Annotated in this window: 14 protein-coding genes and 1 riboswitch; of the genes, 10 read left to right on the top strand and 4 right to left on the bottom strand. The window is 72.4% G+C overall.

Features of this window, described 5'->3' with window-relative positions:
* The first annotated feature begins 66 nt into the window (after positions 1–66).
* Together ACSTA4_RS26185 and ACSTA4_RS26180 are read left to right on the top strand one after the other, a co-directional pair.
* Positions 67–843, top strand: coding sequence for a class I SAM-dependent methyltransferase (locus ACSTA4_RS26185; protein WP_416023651.1), 777 nt, complete (start codon positions 67–69; stop codon positions 841–843).
* 543 nt (positions 844–1,386) lie between these two features.
* Positions 1,387–1,983, top strand: coding sequence for a GrpB family protein (locus ACSTA4_RS26180; protein ID WP_444961405.1), 597 nt, complete (start codon positions 1,387–1,389; stop codon positions 1,981–1,983).
* 78 nt (positions 1,984–2,061) lie between these two features.
* On the opposite strand, the gene ACSTA4_RS26175 is transcribed toward ACSTA4_RS26180, so the two are convergent.
* Entirely contained in the window at positions 2,062–3,498 is a 1,437-nt protein-coding gene (locus ACSTA4_RS26175; RefSeq protein WP_444961404.1) for an alpha,alpha-trehalose-phosphate synthase (UDP-forming), read from the bottom strand.
* Between the two features lie 282 nt (positions 3,499–3,780).
* A riboswitch (SAM riboswitch) is annotated at positions 3,781–3,922 on the top strand.
* A gap of 13 nt (positions 3,923–3,935) precedes the next feature.
* Between ACSTA4_RS26175 and thrC the strand changes: the two genes are divergently transcribed.
* The 8 genes from thrC (at position 3,936) to ACSTA4_RS26135 (ending at position 11,675) form a co-directional block, all read left to right on the top strand.
* Positions 3,936–5,195 (top strand): threonine synthase, encoded by a 1,260-nt coding sequence (gene thrC / locus ACSTA4_RS26170; RefSeq protein WP_212642613.1) that lies wholly within the window; start codon positions 3,936–3,938, stop codon positions 5,193–5,195.
* A gap of 88 nt (positions 5,196–5,283) precedes the next feature.
* Positions 5,284–5,562: a ubiquitin-like small modifier protein 1 gene (locus tag ACSTA4_RS26165; RefSeq protein ID WP_212642614.1), complete on the top strand. Its 279-nt coding sequence runs from the start codon at positions 5,284–5,286 to the stop codon at positions 5,560–5,562.
* 131 nt (positions 5,563–5,693) lie between these two features.
* Positions 5,694–6,176 (top strand): GNAT family N-acetyltransferase, encoded by a 483-nt coding sequence (locus ACSTA4_RS26160; protein WP_444961403.1) that lies wholly within the window; start codon positions 5,694–5,696, stop codon positions 6,174–6,176.
* A gap of 84 nt (positions 6,177–6,260) precedes the next feature.
* On the top strand, positions 6,261–6,881 hold the full coding sequence (locus ACSTA4_RS26155; protein WP_444961402.1) for a PadR family transcriptional regulator: 621 nt from the start codon (positions 6,261–6,263) through the stop codon (positions 6,879–6,881).
* Positions 6,882–7,055: 174 nt separating this feature from the next.
* Positions 7,056–8,027 (top strand): ATP-binding cassette domain-containing protein, encoded by a 972-nt coding sequence (locus ACSTA4_RS26150; protein WP_444961401.1) that lies wholly within the window; start codon positions 7,056–7,058, stop codon positions 8,025–8,027.
* Positions 8,024–8,851, top strand: coding sequence for an ABC transporter permease (locus ACSTA4_RS26145; RefSeq protein WP_444961400.1), 828 nt, complete (start codon positions 8,024–8,026; stop codon positions 8,849–8,851). The genes ACSTA4_RS26150 and ACSTA4_RS26145 overlap by 4 nt, the downstream gene beginning before the upstream one ends.
* A gap of 355 nt (positions 8,852–9,206) precedes the next feature.
* The gene (gene groL, locus ACSTA4_RS26140; protein ID WP_013155198.1) at positions 9,207–10,838 is read left to right on the top strand and encodes a chaperonin GroEL; all 1,632 of its coding nucleotides are present in this window, start codon (positions 9,207–9,209) and stop codon (positions 10,836–10,838) included.
* Between the two features lie 234 nt (positions 10,839–11,072).
* Entirely contained in the window at positions 11,073–11,675 is a 603-nt protein-coding gene (locus tag ACSTA4_RS26135) for a Uma2 family endonuclease (protein ID WP_444961399.1), read from the top strand.
* 168 nt (positions 11,676–11,843) lie between these two features.
* On the opposite strand, the gene ACSTA4_RS26130 is transcribed toward ACSTA4_RS26135, so the two are convergent.
* The 3 genes from ACSTA4_RS26130 to ACSTA4_RS26120 all read right to left on the bottom strand — a co-directional run bounded on the left by ACSTA4_RS26130 (position 11,844) and on the right by ACSTA4_RS26120 (position 16,039).
* Entirely contained in the window at positions 11,844–13,802 is a 1,959-nt protein-coding gene (locus ACSTA4_RS26130; RefSeq protein ID WP_444961398.1) for an ABC transporter ATP-binding protein, read from the bottom strand.
* Complete coding sequence (locus tag ACSTA4_RS26125; RefSeq protein ID WP_444961397.1) at positions 13,799–15,541, bottom strand: ABC transporter transmembrane domain-containing protein; 1,743 nt, start codon at positions 15,539–15,541, stop codon at positions 13,799–13,801. Before ACSTA4_RS26125 ends, ACSTA4_RS26130 begins: the two co-directional genes overlap by 4 nt.
* Positions 15,542–15,616: 75 nt before the next feature.
* Positions 15,617–16,039 carry an NUDIX hydrolase gene (locus ACSTA4_RS26120; protein ID WP_444961396.1) on the bottom strand — a complete coding sequence of 141 codons (423 nt, stop codon included), beginning with the start codon at positions 16,037–16,039 and terminating at the stop codon, positions 15,617–15,619.
* Positions 16,040–16,067 lie beyond the last annotated feature (28 nt).

Raw genomic sequence — 16,067 nt, 5'->3', positions numbered from 1 at the left:
CGGCGGATAGCGTCCTCACCGCCGGGCACCCCGCCCCGGGGCGCCCACGACAGGGCGGAGAAGCACATGACGCGCATGGCCGACGGCAGCGCTGGCGACGCCGACTACGGTGTCATCGCCCGCACCTACACCGACCACCGCCGTCCCGACCCGCGGATCGCGGCCGCCGTGCACCGCGCGCTCGGTGACGCGCGCACGGTCCTCAACATCGGTGCGGGCGCGGGTTCCTACGAGCCCCTGGACCGTGAGGTCACCCCCGTGGAACCCTCCGCCAGCATGCGGGCCAAACGCCCGGACGCCCTGCCCGCGGCGGTCGACGCCGTCGCCGAGAGCCTCCCCTTCCCCGACGGGGCCTTCGACGCCGCCATGACCACGTTCAGCGTCCACCAGTGGCGCGACCTGGAGGCCGGGCTGGCCGAGGCCCGGCGGGTCACCACGGGCCCCGTGGCCGTGCTCACCTGCGACCCGGACCTGGTCCGCGACTTCTGGCTCCACGAGTACGCGCCCGAGGTCCTGGACACCGAGGCCCGCCGCTACCCGGCGATCGCCGACCTGGCCGCGGGGCTGGGCGGCGCCACCAGCGTCGTGCCCGTCCCCGTGCCACTGGACTGCTCCGACGGGTTCAACGAGGCCTACTACGGGCGGCCGGAGGGCCTGCTGGAGGTGGGCGCGCGCCTGTCCTGCTCGGCGTGGAGCTTCGTGGACGAGGCGGTGCACGAGCGGTTCACCGCCCACCTGTCCCGGGACCTGGCCGACGGGACCTGGGACCGCCGGTTCGGACACCTGAGGGGAGTGCCCGAACTGGAGGGTTCGCTGGTGCTGGTGGTGTCGCTCCCCGACTAGGCAGTGTTTTCTTTGGACCTCCGCTCCGCTTCGGCCCACCCGTCGCCCGCCATCGCCCGTCGGGGACGCTGCGCGTCGGGACGGGCTACCGCCCTCAACGGACGCCTGCGGCGCGGTGTCTTCCTTGTCCGGGCGCCCGGAGAACGGGAATGGGGTTGTAGCAGGCACAGCGGCGCCTACGACGGGTTCGCTCGTGCCCACCCGTCGCCCACCACCACCCTCAAACGACGCCTACGGCGCAGTTCTCCCACGGGAACCCGTCTCCGGCACCTCCAGAACCCCGTGGGCGCCCGAACCAACCCCCCACAAGCTGAGACCGGTTCAAAAAACAGACCCTAGGCGCTGTTCCGCCCGCCGACCGGGGCCCGGCGGGCGCGCCGTGCGGTCCTCCTGGCCGGAACCGGACACCGGACACCGGACACGGTGCGTGGTCGCCGCACGTCACGGACCCCCGACGGGCTGTGACGTCACGTCTGCGCGTGCATATGTAAGCAACGCCGGACGGGCTTGACGCGGACACCCGAGGCGACAAGGCTTTGGAGAATGTCACCCCTCGAAGCGTCTCCTCTGCCCTCACGGGGCGAGCCGCGGGCCGTGATCGCGCCCGAGTTCCGCAACCTCGTCAACGGGCGCGTCCGCCTCTCCGAGTACGACCCCAAGTGGCCCTACCTGTTCCGGCGCGAGGACGGGAGGATCCGCGCCGCCCTCGGCGACCGCGTGCTGCTCTTCGAGCACGTCGGCTCCACCGCGGTGCCCGGCCTCGCCGCCAAACCCTGCGTGGACCTGCTGCTCCTCGTCGCCGACTCCTCGGACGAGGCCGCCTACCTGCCCGACCTCGAAGCCGCCGGGTACCCCCTGGTGATCAGGGAGCCCGACTGGTACGAGCACCGGGTGTTCAAGGGCTCCGAGGTCAACCTCAACCTGCACGTGTTCAGCCGGGGGTGCGAGGAGGCCGAGCGCATGCGCCGCTTCCGCGACCACCTCATCGCCGACGCCGACGCGCGCGAGCGCTACACCGCGGTCAAGCGCGAGCTGGTGGGGCGGACCTGGGACCGCATCCAGGACTACGCCGACGCCAAGAACGACATCGTCCGGCAGCTCCTCGCCGAGGCGGACGCCGGGAGGGGCACCGCCGGCTGACCGGTTTCCGGCCGACCGGGCCGCGGCCGAGGGGCGTGTACCGTCTCCCGACGGCGGACACGCCCCCGCCCTCCGAACTCAGCCCAGCGAGCGCAGCTGGTCCTGGAACCACCGGCGCGGCGGCAGCGCCACCGCCGCCTCGGCCAGTCGCTCCCTGCGCCTGCGCCGCTCCTCGGCGGGCATCGACAGCGCCTCGTGCAGCGCCTCCGCCGTCTCCACGGTGTCGTAGGGGTTGACCAGCAGCGCGTGCCCGCCCAGCTCGTCGGCCGCCCCCGCCTCGTGCGACAGCACCAGCACCGAGTCCCGCTCCGACAGGACCGGGCCCTCCTTGGCGACCAGGTTCATGCCGTCCCGGATCGGGTTGACCAGCAGCACGTCGGCCATCTGGAACGAGGCCAGCGAACGCGGGTAGTCGTCGTTGACCTCCAGGATCAGGGGCGTCCACTCCGGGGTCGCGAACTCCTCGTTGATCTCCTTGGCGGTCCGCAGCACCGCGTCGGTGTACTCCCGGTACTCTGGCACGTCGCCCCGGCTCGGGTAGGCGAACGCCAGGTGGGTCACCCGCCCCCGCCACTCCGGGCGGGTGGTCAGCAGCTCGCGGTAGGCCTCCAGGCCCCGCACGATGTTCTTGGACAGCTCCGTGCGGTCCACCCGCACGATCAGCCGCGTGTCGCCGACCGCGTCCCGCAGGGTGCTCCGGCGCGAGGCCACGGCCGGGTCGGCGGCGCTCTGGCGCAGCCCCTCCTCGTCCGCGCCCAGGGCGTGCACGCCCACCCCGACCACCCGGCCGCCGTGCTCCACGGTGCGCCGCTCGAAGTCGACCTTCGCGCGCAGGATCTCCTCGCAGCAGCGCAGGAAGGCCTCCGCCCAGCGCGGGCTGAGGAAGCCCAGCCGGTCCGCGCCCAGCATGCCCTCCAACAGCTCGCGCGCGACCTGCCCGGGCAGCATCCGGAAGTACTCCGGGGGAGCCCACGGGGTGTGCGAGAAGTGCGCGATGCGCAGGTCGGGGCGGCGCGCGCGCAGGATCCGCGGCACCAGCGCCAGGTGGTAGTCCTGCACGGCGACGCGGGCGCCCTCGGCGGCGCCCGCCACCAGGGCCTCGGCGAACGCGTTGTTGTAGGCGGTGTAGTCCTCCCACGTCCGCCGGAAGTGCGAGCCGAAGGACGGCTTGTTGGGGGTGTCGTACAGCATGTGCTGCACGAACCACAGGGTCGAGTTGGCCACCCCGGTGTAGGCGCCGTCGAAGGTCTGCCGGGGGATGTCCAGCATGTGGACCCGCATGCCGTCCAGGTCGTGGGCCTGGTCCAGCCGGGCCTGCGGCGCCTCCGCCGCGGCCCGCCGGTCGGCGTCGGACAGGGCGGCGCACACCCAGATGCTGTCGATCTCGGTGGCGACCGAGATCATTCCCGACACCAGTCCGCCCCCGCCGCGCCGATGCTCCAGCGAGCCGTCGTCGGCGGTCGAGAAGGACACGGGTCCTCTGTTGGAGGCGATGAGGATCTGTGCCTTGTCCACGTGGTCGTCCTCTCGGAGAAAAGCGGTCGGGGCGGGGCGGTGGTGAAAGGGGGTCGCACCTTATGTCTCGCCTGTCGACAGCCGCCCCAAACCCCGCGCGGGTCAACGAGGGTGCGCGTCACACGGCCGCCGCGCCGGGGGCGCGCCCCACCGGTCCGGACCAGCACCGTCTCACCATGTGAGCCGTTTAGTGTTACCCGGGTCACCAGGCGTGGAAAACCGGCCGACACCTCCGTTACAGTTGCGGTGCGGATCCGACAGGACCAGCGCAAAACTTCATATTGCTCATCCAGAGGGGTGGAGGGACCGGCCCTGCGAAGCCCCGGCAACCATTCCAGCATGTGACACCCGCGAACCCGCGGGACGGCTGGGACAGGTGCCAACTCCGGCCTGGGGACAAGGTGTCCGCCAGGAAAGATGAGGGGAGACGCCTCGCCATGGCGATTGCCGCCACCGAACCCACCGCCGCCCGCTCCTTCGGCCCCGGCACCGCGCTCTCCTGTCGCGAGTGCGGCGAGCGCTACGAACTCACCCCCCGGTTCGCCTGCGAGTTCTGCTTCGGCCCCCTTGAGGTCGCCTACGACTTCGGGACCGTCACCCGCGCCGACATCGAGAGCGGCCCCAAGAGCATCTGGCGCTACCGCTCCCTCCTGCCCGTCCCGGCCAACGTCGCCGAGCTGCCCAACATGGCCCCCGGCCTGACCCCGCTGGTGCGGGCCGACCGCCTCGCGGCCGAGCTGGGCCTGGACTCCCTCCACGTCAAGGACGACTCCGGCAACCCCACGCACTCCTTCAAGGACCGCGTGGTCGCCATCGCCGTCGAGGCCGCCCGCACCTTCGGGTTCACCACCCTGTCCTGCTCCTCCACCGGCAACCTGGCCGGAGCCGTCGGCGCCGCCGCCGCGCGCGCCGGGTTCGAGTCCTGCGTGTTCATCCCCGCCGGGCTGGAGGAGGCCAAGGTCGTCATGGCCGCCGTCTACGGCGGCAAGGTCGTGGCCATCGACGGCAACTACGACGACGTCAACCGCTTCTGCTCCGAGCTCATCGGCGACCCGGTGGGCGAGGGCTGGGGCTTCGTCAACGTCAACCTGCGCCCCTACTACGGCGAGGGCTCCAAGACGCTGGCCTACGAGATCGCCGAACAGCTCGGCTGGCGCCTGCCCGAGCAGATCGTCGTCCCGATCGCGTCCGGCTCCCAGCTCACCAAGATCGACAAGGGCTTCCAGGAACTGGTCAAGCTCGGCCTGGTCGAGGACCGCCCGTACCGGATCTTCGGCGCCCAGGCCACGGGCTGCTCCCCGGTCGCGCAGGCCTGGGACAAGGGCATCGACGTCATCCAGCCGGTCAAGCCCGACACCATCGCCAAGTCGCTGGCCATCGGCAACCCGGCCGACGGGCCCTACGTGCTGGACATCGCCAAGCGCACGGGCGGATCGGTGGAGCACGTGGGCGACGACGAGATCGTCGACTCCATCAAGCTCCTCGCCCGCACCGAGGGCATCTTCGCCGAGACCGCGGGCGGCGTCACCACCGGCGTGCTGCGCAAGCTCGTCCGCGAGGGCAGGCTCGACCCGAAGGCCGAGACGGTCGTGCTCAACACCGGCGACGGGCTCAAGACCCTGAACGCCGTCGACGCCGGGGTGAGCGCCACGATCAAGCCGTCGCTGAGCGCCTTCACCGACGCCGGTCTGGCCTAGAACAGTGCCTTTCGGGGCCTCCGCTCCGCTTCGGCCCGTGTCCCGCCGCCCCGACCACCCGTCATCTCCCACGAGAAGGAAGTCCGCCATGAGCGCCAGCGTCCGCGTGCCCACCATCCTGCGCACCTACACCAACGACGCCTCCGAGGTCACCGCCGAGGGCGCCACCCTGGCCGAGGTCATCGACGACCTGGAGGCCAACTACCCCGGCATCCGCGCCCGCATCCTGGACGACGGCGGCAAGGTGCGCCGCTTCGTCAACGTCTACATCGGCGACGAGGACGTGCGCTTCGAGAAGGGCCTCCAGACCGAGGTCGCCGACGGCGCCCAGGTCTCCATCATCCCGGCGGTCGCCGGGGGCTGCTGAGCCCCGCCGTGAGGGGCGGTCGCGGCGCGACAGGGCGCCGGGCCGCCCCTTCGCCGTCTTCCGTGACCCGCGCGGGAGGGCGCTCCGGAAAACCCGGTGCGCCCGTGACCGCCGCTCCCTAGCCTGGGCGTATGGGCATCGAGATCCGGCTGTTCCGGGAGTCCGACAGGGAAGCGGTCATCGCTCTGGCACTGCGCGCGTGGGAACCGGTGCACGCCTCGCTGCGCCGGGTCCTGGGCGAGGAGGTCTACCCGGCCCTGGTCCCGGACTGGCGGCGCAGCCAGTACGACGAGGTGGCCGGGAGCGTCGACGCCGGGGACCAGCGCGTGTGGGTCGCCGAGGCCGACGGAGCGGTCGCGGGCTTCGCCACCGCCAGGATGCTGCCCGAGGACGACATGGGGGAAATCCACCTGCTCGCCGTCGACCCCGACCACCAGGGGCGGGGCGTGGGGACGGCGCTGACCGGGACCGCCACCGACTGGATCCGCGAGCAGGGTGCGGCGGTGGCCATGGTCGAGACGGGCGGCGACGACGGGCACGCCCCGGCCCGCGCCACCTACGAGCGCGCCGGCTACACCGCGCTGCCCGTCGTGCGGTACTTCCGCAAGCTGTGATGCCGAGTGGCCCGGCCCCGGCCCGCCGAACCGCCCCGTTCCTGCTCGTAGGCTGGAGAGGATTCCGGTCGAACGAGGGTGGAGATGTCGGCGACGCGGCTGTTGGTCCTGGGTGTGGTGCGCATGGAGGGGCAGGCCCACGGGTACCGGGTGGGCCGTCAGCTCCTGGACTGGGGCACCGAGCACTGGGCCAACATCAAGTGGGGCTCCATCTACCACGCCCTGCGCAAGCTCTCCCAGGAGGGCAGGCTGCGCGAGTTCGTCGCCGAGGGGGACGAGGTGGTCGACCGCGTCTCCTACGCGATCACCGAGGAGGGCGAGGCCGAACTCCACCGCCTCATCCGCCGGGGGCTGTCCCACAGGGGGGACCCCGCGATGCTCTTCGCCGCGGTCACCCTCATGCCCGCCCTGCCGCGCGCGGAGGTCGTCGCGCTGCTGGAACAGCGCCTGGAGCTGCTGGAGAGGACCGACGAGGAGCTGCGGCCCTCCGAGGGCTGGGGCGAGCCCGCGCACGTGCGCGAACTCTTCGGCCTGTGGCGGGGCACGCTCGGGGCCGAGGCCCGCTGGACGCGTGAACTCGTCGCCTCCCTGCGGGCCGGGGAGTACACCATGGCCGACGACGGCCCCGATGCTTTCGGGCTGCCCCCGAGGCCTGGGGCCTTCGGGTCGCCCCCGGCCTCGGGGGCGGCCGCCCGCGACCGCTGACCCGGCGGCCCGTCCGCTCCCGTCGGCTCCGCCGCCTCGGCTTTCCCCGCCCGTGCGGGCCTCCGTCGCCGGGGCCGCCTTCCCGGGGGCGCGGACCGGACTCTTATTAAACTTTGAATATCTCGCCCCGTGGTGCACACTCTCTCTCGTACTCAAGTTTTAATAAGGAGAGGGATGATCCACACACGTGGGCTGACTCGGGACTTCCGGGTCGGCAAGGAGGTCGTCCAGGCCGTCCGCGGCGTCGACATCGACGTCGCGGAGGGCGAGCTGGTCGCCCTGCTCGGACCGAACGGCGCGGGGAAGTCGACCACGCTGCGCATGCTCACCACCCTGCTCGAACCCACCTCGGGCACCGCCGTGGTCGCGGGGCACGACGTCCGCACCGCTCCCGCCGAGGTGCGCCGCAGGATCGGCTTCGTCGGCCAGGGGCACGGCGCCGGAGAGGACCAGCGGGCCCGGGAGGAGCTGTACACGCAGGGGCTGCTGTACGGGCTCGACCGGCGCACCGCGCGCCGCCGCGCCGACGGGCTCCTGGACCAGCTGGAGCTGGGCGCCGCCGCCGACCGGGAGGTCACCAAGCTCTCCAGCGGACAGCGCAGGCGCCTCGACATCGCCATGGGGCTCATCCACGAGCCGGGGCTGCTGTTCCTGGACGAGCCCTCCACCGGACTCGACCCGCACAGCCGCGCCAACCTGTGGGAGCACATCACCCGGCTGCGCGACCGGACGGGAACCACGGTCGTGCTCACCACCCACTACCTCGACGAGGCCGACGACATGGCCGAGCGGGTCCTGGTCATCGACCACGGTCGGGTCATCGCCGACGGCACCGCCGACGAGCTCAAGGGCAAGGTCTCCGGTGACCTGGTCACCCTCACCGTGCCGGACGCCGAACGGGCGCGCACCGCCGCCGAGGTCGCCGAACGGGCGCCCTCCGCCGGAACCGCGGAGGTGCTCGCGGAAGCGGGGCGCGACGCCGAGGTGCGCCTGCGCGTGGAACGCGGGGACACCGTGCTGCCCGAGCTGCTGCGCGGGCTGGACGCGGCAGGGGTCCCGCTGCTCTCCGTCCGAGTGCAGCGGCCCACCCTGGACGACGTGTTCCTGACCCTGACCGGACGCAGCCTGAGGGAGGAGGGGGCATGAGTTCCCACGAGGTGACCGCGACCCCGGCGGAGAAGGCCGGGGCGCAGAGGGCTGAGGCGACCGCGGTGCGGGGGCCGGGCCTGGTACGCGACACCGTGACCGTCTTCGCCCGCCAGATGCGGCCGTTCCTGCACCGGCCGCTGATGCTGTTCTTCGGCATGCTGCAACCGGTGCTGTACCTGGTGCTGTTCGCGCCGCTGCTGACGGGGCTGGCCGGTGCCGAGGGGCAGGACCCGTGGCAGTGGTTCGTCCCCGGACTGCTGGTGATGCTCGGCCTGTTCGCAGCCGGGTTCGCCGGTTTCGGGCTGCTGCCGGAGATGTCCTCCGGAGCGCACGAGCGGCTGCTGGCCACCCCGGTGAGCCGGGTGTCGCTGCTGCTGGGACGGGTCCTGCGCGACGTGGTGATGATGCTGGCGCAGATGGTGCTCATCCTCGTGCTGGTGGTGCCGCTCGGGTTCGAGGCGTCGCCGGCGGGCGCCGTCGTGGGGCTGCTCCTGCTCGCCGTCCTGGGCGCCGGGCTGGCCACGCTGTCCTACCTGGCGGCCCTGGCGGTCAAGCAGACCTACGTGTTCGCGCCCATCGTGCAGACGCTGATCATGCCGCTGATGCTGCTGTCCGGCGTGCTGCTGCCGATGGAACTGGCGCCGCCGTGGCTGTACGCGCTCTCGCGGGCCAACCCGGTGGCCTACGTGGTGGACGCCGAACGCGCACTGTTCGCCGGGCAGTGGGACGCCTCGGTCGCCCTCGGCTGGGCCGTGGCGGTGGTGCTGGCGGTCGCCGCGCTGGCCGGGGGGTCACGGGCGATGCGCCGCCTCAGCTCCTGACCCGGGGCCGCGGAGCGGGGCCGGAGTGGGACCGGAGCCGCGCACCGGGAGAGGTCGGAACCGGTGCGCGGCTCCGTCCGCTCAGCGCGGAAAACCCGCATGTCATACGGTGTTTGTGCAGGTAGATGGGGAAATGCCGGGACGGGAAATCGTGACCACATCGTTTGCACTCGCCGGGGCCGAGTGCTAAAAAGGGAACTGGTTAGCACTCGCCTTCACTGAGTGCTAACCGGATCGAGGCTGCGAGATCGCGGCTCCCGGCAGCAGGGTTGCCGGGAGGTTCCGCGGTCGTCCGTCGCGGGCGCATGCCTCGTCCCATCGCGTATCAGCCCGGTCACGGGAGGACAAGAACTCAATGGCAGCCAAACTGATCGCGTTCGACGAGGAGGCCCGTCGCGGCCTCGAGCGCGGCATGAACCAGCTCGCTGACGCCGTCAAGGTCACGCTCGGCCCCAAGGGCCGCAACGTCGTCCTGGAGAAGAAGTGGGGCGCCCCCACGATCACCAACGACGGTGTCTCCATCGCCAAGGAGATCGAGCTCGAGGACCCGTGGGAGAAGATCGGGGCCGAGCTGGTCAAGGAGGTCGCCAAGAAGACCGACGACGTCGCGGGTGACGGCACAACCACCGCCACCGTGCTCGCCCAGGCGCTCGTTCGCGAGGGCCTGCGCAACGTCGCCGCCGGCGCCAACCCGATCAGCCTCAAGCGCGGCATCGAGTCCGCCGTCGCGCGCATCAACGAGGAGCTCGGCAACCTCTCCAAGGACATCGAGACCAAGGAGCAGATCGCCTCCACCGCCTCGATCTCCGCCGGCGACCCCCAGATCGGCGAGACCATCGCCGAGGCCATGGACAAGGTCGGCAAGGAAGGCGTCATCACGGTCGAGGAGGGCCAGACCTTCGGGCTGGAGCTTGAGCTCGCCGAGGGCATGCGCTTCGACAAGGGCTACATCTCGCCCTACTTCGCCACCGACCTGGAGCGCATGGAGACGGTCCTCGAGGACCCCTACATCCTCATCGTCAACTCCAAGATCTCGAACAACAACGAGTTCCTGCCGGTCGTCGAGAAGGTCCTCCAGGCCGGTCGCCCGCTGGTCGTCATCGCCGAGGACCTGGAGGGCGGCGCCCTCCAGACGCTCGTCGTCAACAAGATCCGCGGCACCTTCAAGTCCGTCGCCGTCAAGGCCCCGGGCTTCGGTGACCGCCGCAAGGCCCAGCTCGGCGACATCGCCGTGCTGACCGGCGGCCAGGTCATCACCGAGGAGGTCGGCCTCAAGCTGGAGAGCACCGAGCTCGACATGCTCGGCCGCGCCCGCAAGGTCGTCGTCACCAAGGACGAGACCACCATCGTGGACGGCGCCGGTGACGCCACCGCGATCGCCGGTCGCGTGAACGAGATCCGCAACGAGATCGAGCGCACCGACTCCGACTACGACCGCGAGAAGCTCCAGGAGCGTCTCGCCCGCCTGGCCGGCGGCGTGGCCGTCATCAAGGCCGGTGCCGCCACCGAGGTGGAGCTCAAGGAGCGCAAGCACCGCATCGAGGACGCCGTCCGCAACGCCAAGGCCGCGGTCGAGGAGGGCATCCTGCCCGGCGGTGGTGTCGCCCTGCTCCAGGCCAGCGTCCCGGCCTTCGAGAAGCTGGAGCTGGAGGGTGACGAGGCCATCGGCGCCGACATCGTGCGTCGCGCCATCGCCGAGCCGCTCAAGCAGATCGCGATCAACGCCGGCCTCGAGGGCGGCGTCGTGGCGGAGAAGGTCAAGAACCTGGAGCCCGGGTTCGGCCTGAACGCCGCCACCGGCGAGTACACCGACCTGTTCAAGGACGGCGTCATCGACCCGACCAAGGTCACCCGCTCGGCTCTGCAGAACGCGGCTTCCATCGCCGGTCTGTTCCTGACCACCGAGGCCGTCATCGCCGAGAAGCCGGAGAAGGCCGCCGCTCCCGCCGGCGACCCGACCGGTGGCATGGGCGGCATGGACTTCTAGCAGGTCCGTGAGACCTCGGGCCCCCGGGCCCGCAGGTGTCTGAGGTCCGGATACGCGACCTCGCCCGCGACGACCGGGCGGCCCCTTCGGGGGTCGCCCGGTTTCGCCTTTTCCGGGGTGGGGCGCGGCGCCCTTCCTCGTGCCGAGCCGGGATTGTTCCGCGAAGCGTCGGCCGGACGCGGGCGCGGAGTCCTACGCTTCCGGTATGAAGGCACGAGTTGGAGGAGCCCGGCCATGACGGAAGCCGCCCCGGCGGTGGGGCTGTCGCGGTGGGACTACCTGTTGGGCACCTGGCGGGAGCTGGACGTGCCCGACGGTTGGCGGGCGGAGATCCTCGATGAGGACAGCATTCGGCTCGTGGCGCCCCCGTCCATGCCCCACAACGTCATCGCGTCCCGGGTGAGCCGGTCGTTGTTCGCCACCATCCCCGTTGACCGGGGTGTCTACCAGGTCCTCAGAATTCAGTTGCCAGCGGTCGAGCAGTTGTACATGCCTGATCTGGTCGTCATGTCCGAGCACGTTCTCCTCGACCCCTCCCGGACCCCCTGCCCGGCGGACGAGGCGGAGCTGGTGGTCGAGATCGTCTCCCGGAGCAGCAGGGACACCGACCGCAGGAAGAAGCTGTGGGGCTACGCGCACGCGCCGGTCCCGCTCTACCTGCTGATCGATGCCTGGGACGAGGCGGGGCCGTCGGTCACCCTCTACGAGCAGCCCGGCAACGGCCGCTACAACCACGCCACGACCGTGGATTTCGGAGCGAAGATCCGGTTGCCGGAGCCCTTCGACGTCGAGCTGGACACATCCAGGTTCCCCGGTCCCGACCAGTGGCCTTCCTGACCGGGGCGCGGGCACAGCGGTGCCCCGGGGGCGTGCGCCCGCCGGGTTCCGGCTCCGGCCAGTGGTACTCCCGAGGCCGCGGGCTGCGTCCTCAGCCGCCCAGAAGGCCTCCAGACCAGCGCCAGCGGTACCCCCGAGGACGCGTGCGGCACAGCGGCCCGAGGTCCCTCAGTCCGCGCCGTGCCAGGCCCGCCACAGGTCGGCGTAGGAGCCGCCGCGGGCCAGCAGCTCGTCGTGGCTGCCCAGCTCGCTGATCCGGCCGTCCTCCACCACCGCGATCCGGTCGGCGTCGTGCGCGGTGTGCAGCCGGTGCGCGATGGCCACCACCGTGCGCCCCGACAGCACCCCCGCCAGCGAGCGTTCCAGGTGGCGGGCCGAACGCGGATCCATCAGGGACGTGGCCTCGTCCAGCACCAGCACGTCCGGGTCGGCCAGCACCACGCGGGCCAGGGCCAGCTGCTGCACGTGCGCCGGGTCCAGAGAGGCGTTGCCCGACCCCACCCGCGTGCCCAGCCCCTCCGGCAGCGCGCGCACCCACGGCTCGGCGTCCACGGCGGCCAGCGCCTCCCACAGGCGCTCCTCGTCCACCTCGGCCGCGCCCTCGGGCCGGTCCAGCGCCAGCGCCAGGTTCTCGGCGATCGTCCCCCGGAACATGTGGCTCTCCTGGCTCAGCAGGATCGCCCGCGCGCGCCGCTCCTCGGGGGGCAGGCCCGACACCGGCGCCCCGCTCACGCGGACGCCGCCCGAGGTGGGCGGGTGCACGCCCGCGATCAGCTTGCCCAGGGTCGACTTGCCCGCGCCGCTCGGGCCCACCACGGCCAGGCGTTCGCCGGGCGCCAGCACCAGGTCGACGCCGTGCAGGACCTCGGTGTCGGTGTAGCCGAAGCGCACGTCCTCCACCCGCACCTCGCCGGGCCGGGCGGTCCCGGCCGCGCCCGCGGCGGAGTGCGCCTGCCCGTCCGGTTCCCCGGCCAGCTCCACGCCCAGCAGCCTGCGCATGCTCGTGAAGCCCATCATCAGGCTGTCCACCTGGTCCAGCAGCTGGTCCAGGGGCCGCCCCATCTGCCTGCTGAGGAAGACCGCGGTGGCGATCCCGCCCAGGCTCAGCGCGCCGTCCGCGTGCAGCAGACCCGCCACCAGGAAGGTCAGCGCGATCGGGAACACGTACCCGAACTCCAGCGGCGGGTACCAGACGCAGCGCAGCCACAGCGTGTACCGCTCCGCCGCGTAGGCCCGGCCCACCTTCCGCTCGTTGAGCGCGATCCGCCGGGCCTGCCGTCCCAGCGACTCGATGGTGTGCGCGCCCTCCACTGTGTCGGTCACACTCTGGGTCAGTTCCGAGTAGGTGCCCAGCTCGCGCACGTACCCGTCCGGGGCCCTGCGGGCGTACCAGCGCGTGGACACCCACAGCACGGGCACCGACGGCAGCCAGGCCAGCAGCAGGAGCGGGTGCAGGACGGCGAGCGCCGTGGTGACGACCACCAGGGTCACCGTGCTCACCGCCATCACCGGCACCGAGACGCGCACGGTGTGGCTCAGGTGGCCGATGTCGCGGCCGGTGCGCGCCACCAGGTCGCCCGTGCCCGCCCGCTCCACCACGCCCATCGGGAGCCGGAGCACCGCGCGCACGAACTCCTCGCGCAGTTCGGCCAGCACGTTCTCGCCGAACCGGATCGAGGCAGCCACGGACGCCAGGGTGAATCCGGCGTGCAGCACCAGCGCCACGACGATGAGTCCGGCGAGCACGTCGACGCGCGAGGCGGCCTGCTCCGACGTCCCGGACGGCGCCCCCTCCGCGCGCACGGTGTCGATGATCAGGCCCAGGACCCAGGGCGAGGCCAGCGCCATGAGCGCGGCCGTCCCGTACAGGAGCACGACGACGGCGAGCAGCCGTCCGTGCTCGCGCCCGGCCCGGCGCAGCCGCCCCCACACGGCCCCGACCGGTGCGATCGGCAGCCCCGCCGCGTGGTGCTCAGCGGGATCGGCGGACGCTCCGGGACCGGTGGGCGCTCCAGGCGTGCGGGGCGCCTCGGCCGCCCCGGACACCCGGGGCGTGTCGGACACTCCGAACGTCTCGGACGCCCGCGGCGGGCCGAGGGTGTCGGCGTTGTCGGCGGCCCGGGTCATGGCTTCCCCTCCGTGGGAACGGCGCGCAGGACGGTGGCGGCGTAGCCCGGGCAGTCGGCGAGGAGGGCGCGGTGGGTCCCCTCGGCCGTGAGGCGGCCCCCCTCGACGAACTGCACGCGGTCGGTGTGGTCGAGCAGCAGGGGACTGGTGGTGACCAGTCCGGTCGTGCGCCCCGCCCGCTCGGCGGGCAGCCCGGCGGCGATCGCGGCCTCGGAGTGGGCGTCCACGGCGGAGGCGGGTTCCACCAGGACCAGGATCTCCGGCTCCAGGGCCAGGGCGCGGGCCAGGCGCAGGCGCTGCTGCTGGCCGCCGGAGTACTCGCGGCCGCGCTCGGTGAGCAGCGCGTCCAGCCCGGCGGCGGACTGGCGCACCACGTCGTCGGCGTGCGCGGTGCGCACGACCTCGGCCAGGCGTTCGTCGGAGATCCCCCGCTCCGGGGACAGTTCGCCGCGCAGGGTTCCGGAGAACAGGTGCGCGTCGTTGGTGGCCACCAGGACGCGGCGGCGCACCAGGGACCGGGGCAGGTCGCGCAGGCGCACGGTCCGGCCGGTGCCCGTCTCGACCAGCGCGGCGTGCGCGCCCTCCTCGTCCCGGTAGCGCCCCAGGCGTTCGGCGATGGCGGTGGCGTCGGAGGGGTCGGCGCAGACCACGCCGGTGGTGCGGTGCGCGGCGAGGGTCACCCCGCTACCGGGGTCGTGCAGGTCGCAGGGGCCGGTCGGTTCCGGCTCCGGGTTCTCGGGGTCGGGGTGGTCGTGCTCCAGGTTCAGCACGCGCACCACGCGCCCTGCGGCCACCCGGGCCGAGACGTACATGGACAGGGAGCGCATCAGGTGGCGCACCGCCGCGGAGAGCGTGCCGGTGTAGCCGTAGAACGCGACGAGCTGGCCGACGCTGATCTCCCCGGTCAGGGCCAGGCGCGCGCCGTACCAGACGATGCCGACCAGGAGCAGGCCCGGGAGGAGTTCGCGCACGGCGTTGAGGGCGGCGTCCACCCAGCCCACGCGCATGGCGGCGGAGCGGACCCGCTGGGAGGCGGTGCGGTAGCGGTGGTCCACGGTGCGCTCGCCGCCCACGCCCCGGAGCACGCGCAGGCCCGCGACCAGGTCGGTGGCCAGGGTGGTGAGTTCGGCCTGCCGGTCGCGCTGGTGCTCCTGGCGGCGGGAGAACAGGTTCAGCAGCGGGACCATCCCCGCCATGATGAGCGGGACCGACACCAGGACGATGAGGCCGAAGGTGACGTGCGAGGTGAGCATGAAGGCGCTGACCGCGGCCACCGTCGCGAAGGCGGCCAGGAGCTGGCCGACCGTCTCGTAGAAGTCTCCGACGCGGTTGATGTCCTCGGTGCCCACGGCCACCACCTCGCCGGAGGGCAGACGCCTGGTGAGCGTGGGGCCCATGCGCACGGAGTGGTTGGTGACCACCTGGATGGTGCGATAGGCGGACGCGTACCAGTTGAAGCACTCGGCCCGGTGGGAGATGGGGACGAGTGCGACGGCGGTCGCGATGAGCGCGCCGAGGACGCCGAACCAGCCGAGGAGGGCGTTCAGGTCGCCGCGGGTGACCCCGGAGTCGAGGGCGGCGCCGAGCGCGGCGGAGATGAACACGCCGGTGAGCATGAAGGCGCCCGTGGTGGTCCCGGCCCACAGCAGTGAGCGGCGCTCCTTCCGGGCGAGCCACCACAGGAACCGATCGGCCGAACGGCGTTCGGGAACGCCGGCGGGCTGGGGAAGTGTCCGCACAGTATCCGGACTGTAACCAGGGGGGAGGGGCGCGGGCCACTCATTTTTCCGCGGCGAGGAGGGGCCGGGCGCGGGTCAGTCGACGGTGCCCTCGGCGTGGAGGAGTTCGATGAGGCGGCGCACCGCCGGGGCGCAGCGCCGGCGGTCGGCGAAGCCGATCCACGCGAGTTCGGCGATCTCGTTGTCCGCCGAGATCTCGCCGTCGTACTCGGCGGTGTGGCACGACAGGCGAACGCGGGTGCCGGGGCCCTGGCCGTGGGCGGCCTCGTCGATCACCGCGATCCGGCGGACCGTGTCCGGCCGCAGCACCACGCTGACCTCCTCCAGCGCCTCGCGGGCCACCGCGGCCTCGTCGCTCTCCCCGGGCTCGCGTTTGCCGCCGGGCAGGTAGAACAGGTCCACCCCGTCGGTGCGCACGCACAGCAGGCGCCCCTCGCGGACGTGGACCCAGGCCAGGGCGTCGATGACGGCGGGGGAGGAGGGCGGGGTGGATGACATGTGACCACCTTATGTCAGGGCGTGGATG

This window comes from Nocardiopsis sp. M1B1 (genome assembly GCF_052466615.1).
This window is presented reverse-complemented; position numbering and strand designations above follow the sequence as displayed.

Bases quoted from the DNA above. Each gene is read 5' to 3' on its own strand.
- ACSTA4_RS26120 (WP_444961396.1), bottom strand. From the start codon at position 16,039: ATGTCATCCACCCCGCCCTCCTCCCCCGCCGTCATCGACGCCCTGGCC.
- ACSTA4_RS26180 (WP_444961405.1), top strand. From the start codon at position 1,387: ATGTCACCCCTCGAAGCGTCTCCTCTGCCCTCACGGGGCGAGCCGCGG.
- thrC (WP_212642613.1), top strand. From the start codon at position 3,936: ATGGCGATTGCCGCCACCGAACCCACCGCCGCCCGCTCCTTCGGCCCC.
- ACSTA4_RS26185 (WP_416023651.1), top strand. From the start codon at position 67: ATGACGCGCATGGCCGACGGCAGCGCTGGCGACGCCGACTACGGTGTC.
- ACSTA4_RS26155 (WP_444961402.1), top strand. From the start codon at position 6,261: ATGTCGGCGACGCGGCTGTTGGTCCTGGGTGTGGTGCGCATGGAGGGG.
- ACSTA4_RS26145 (WP_444961400.1), top strand. From the start codon at position 8,024: ATGAGTTCCCACGAGGTGACCGCGACCCCGGCGGAGAAGGCCGGGGCG.
- ACSTA4_RS26165 (WP_212642614.1), top strand. From the start codon at position 5,284: ATGAGCGCCAGCGTCCGCGTGCCCACCATCCTGCGCACCTACACCAAC.
- ACSTA4_RS26150 (WP_444961401.1), top strand. From the start codon at position 7,056: ATGATCCACACACGTGGGCTGACTCGGGACTTCCGGGTCGGCAAGGAG.
- groL (WP_013155198.1), top strand. From the start codon at position 9,207: ATGGCAGCCAAACTGATCGCGTTCGACGAGGAGGCCCGTCGCGGCCTC.
- ACSTA4_RS26135 (WP_444961399.1), top strand. From the start codon at position 11,073: ATGACGGAAGCCGCCCCGGCGGTGGGGCTGTCGCGGTGGGACTACCTG.
- ACSTA4_RS26130 (WP_444961398.1), bottom strand. From the start codon at position 13,802: ATGACCCGGGCCGCCGACAACGCCGACACCCTCGGCCCGCCGCGGGCG.
- ACSTA4_RS26160 (WP_444961403.1), top strand. From the start codon at position 5,694: ATGGGCATCGAGATCCGGCTGTTCCGGGAGTCCGACAGGGAAGCGGTC.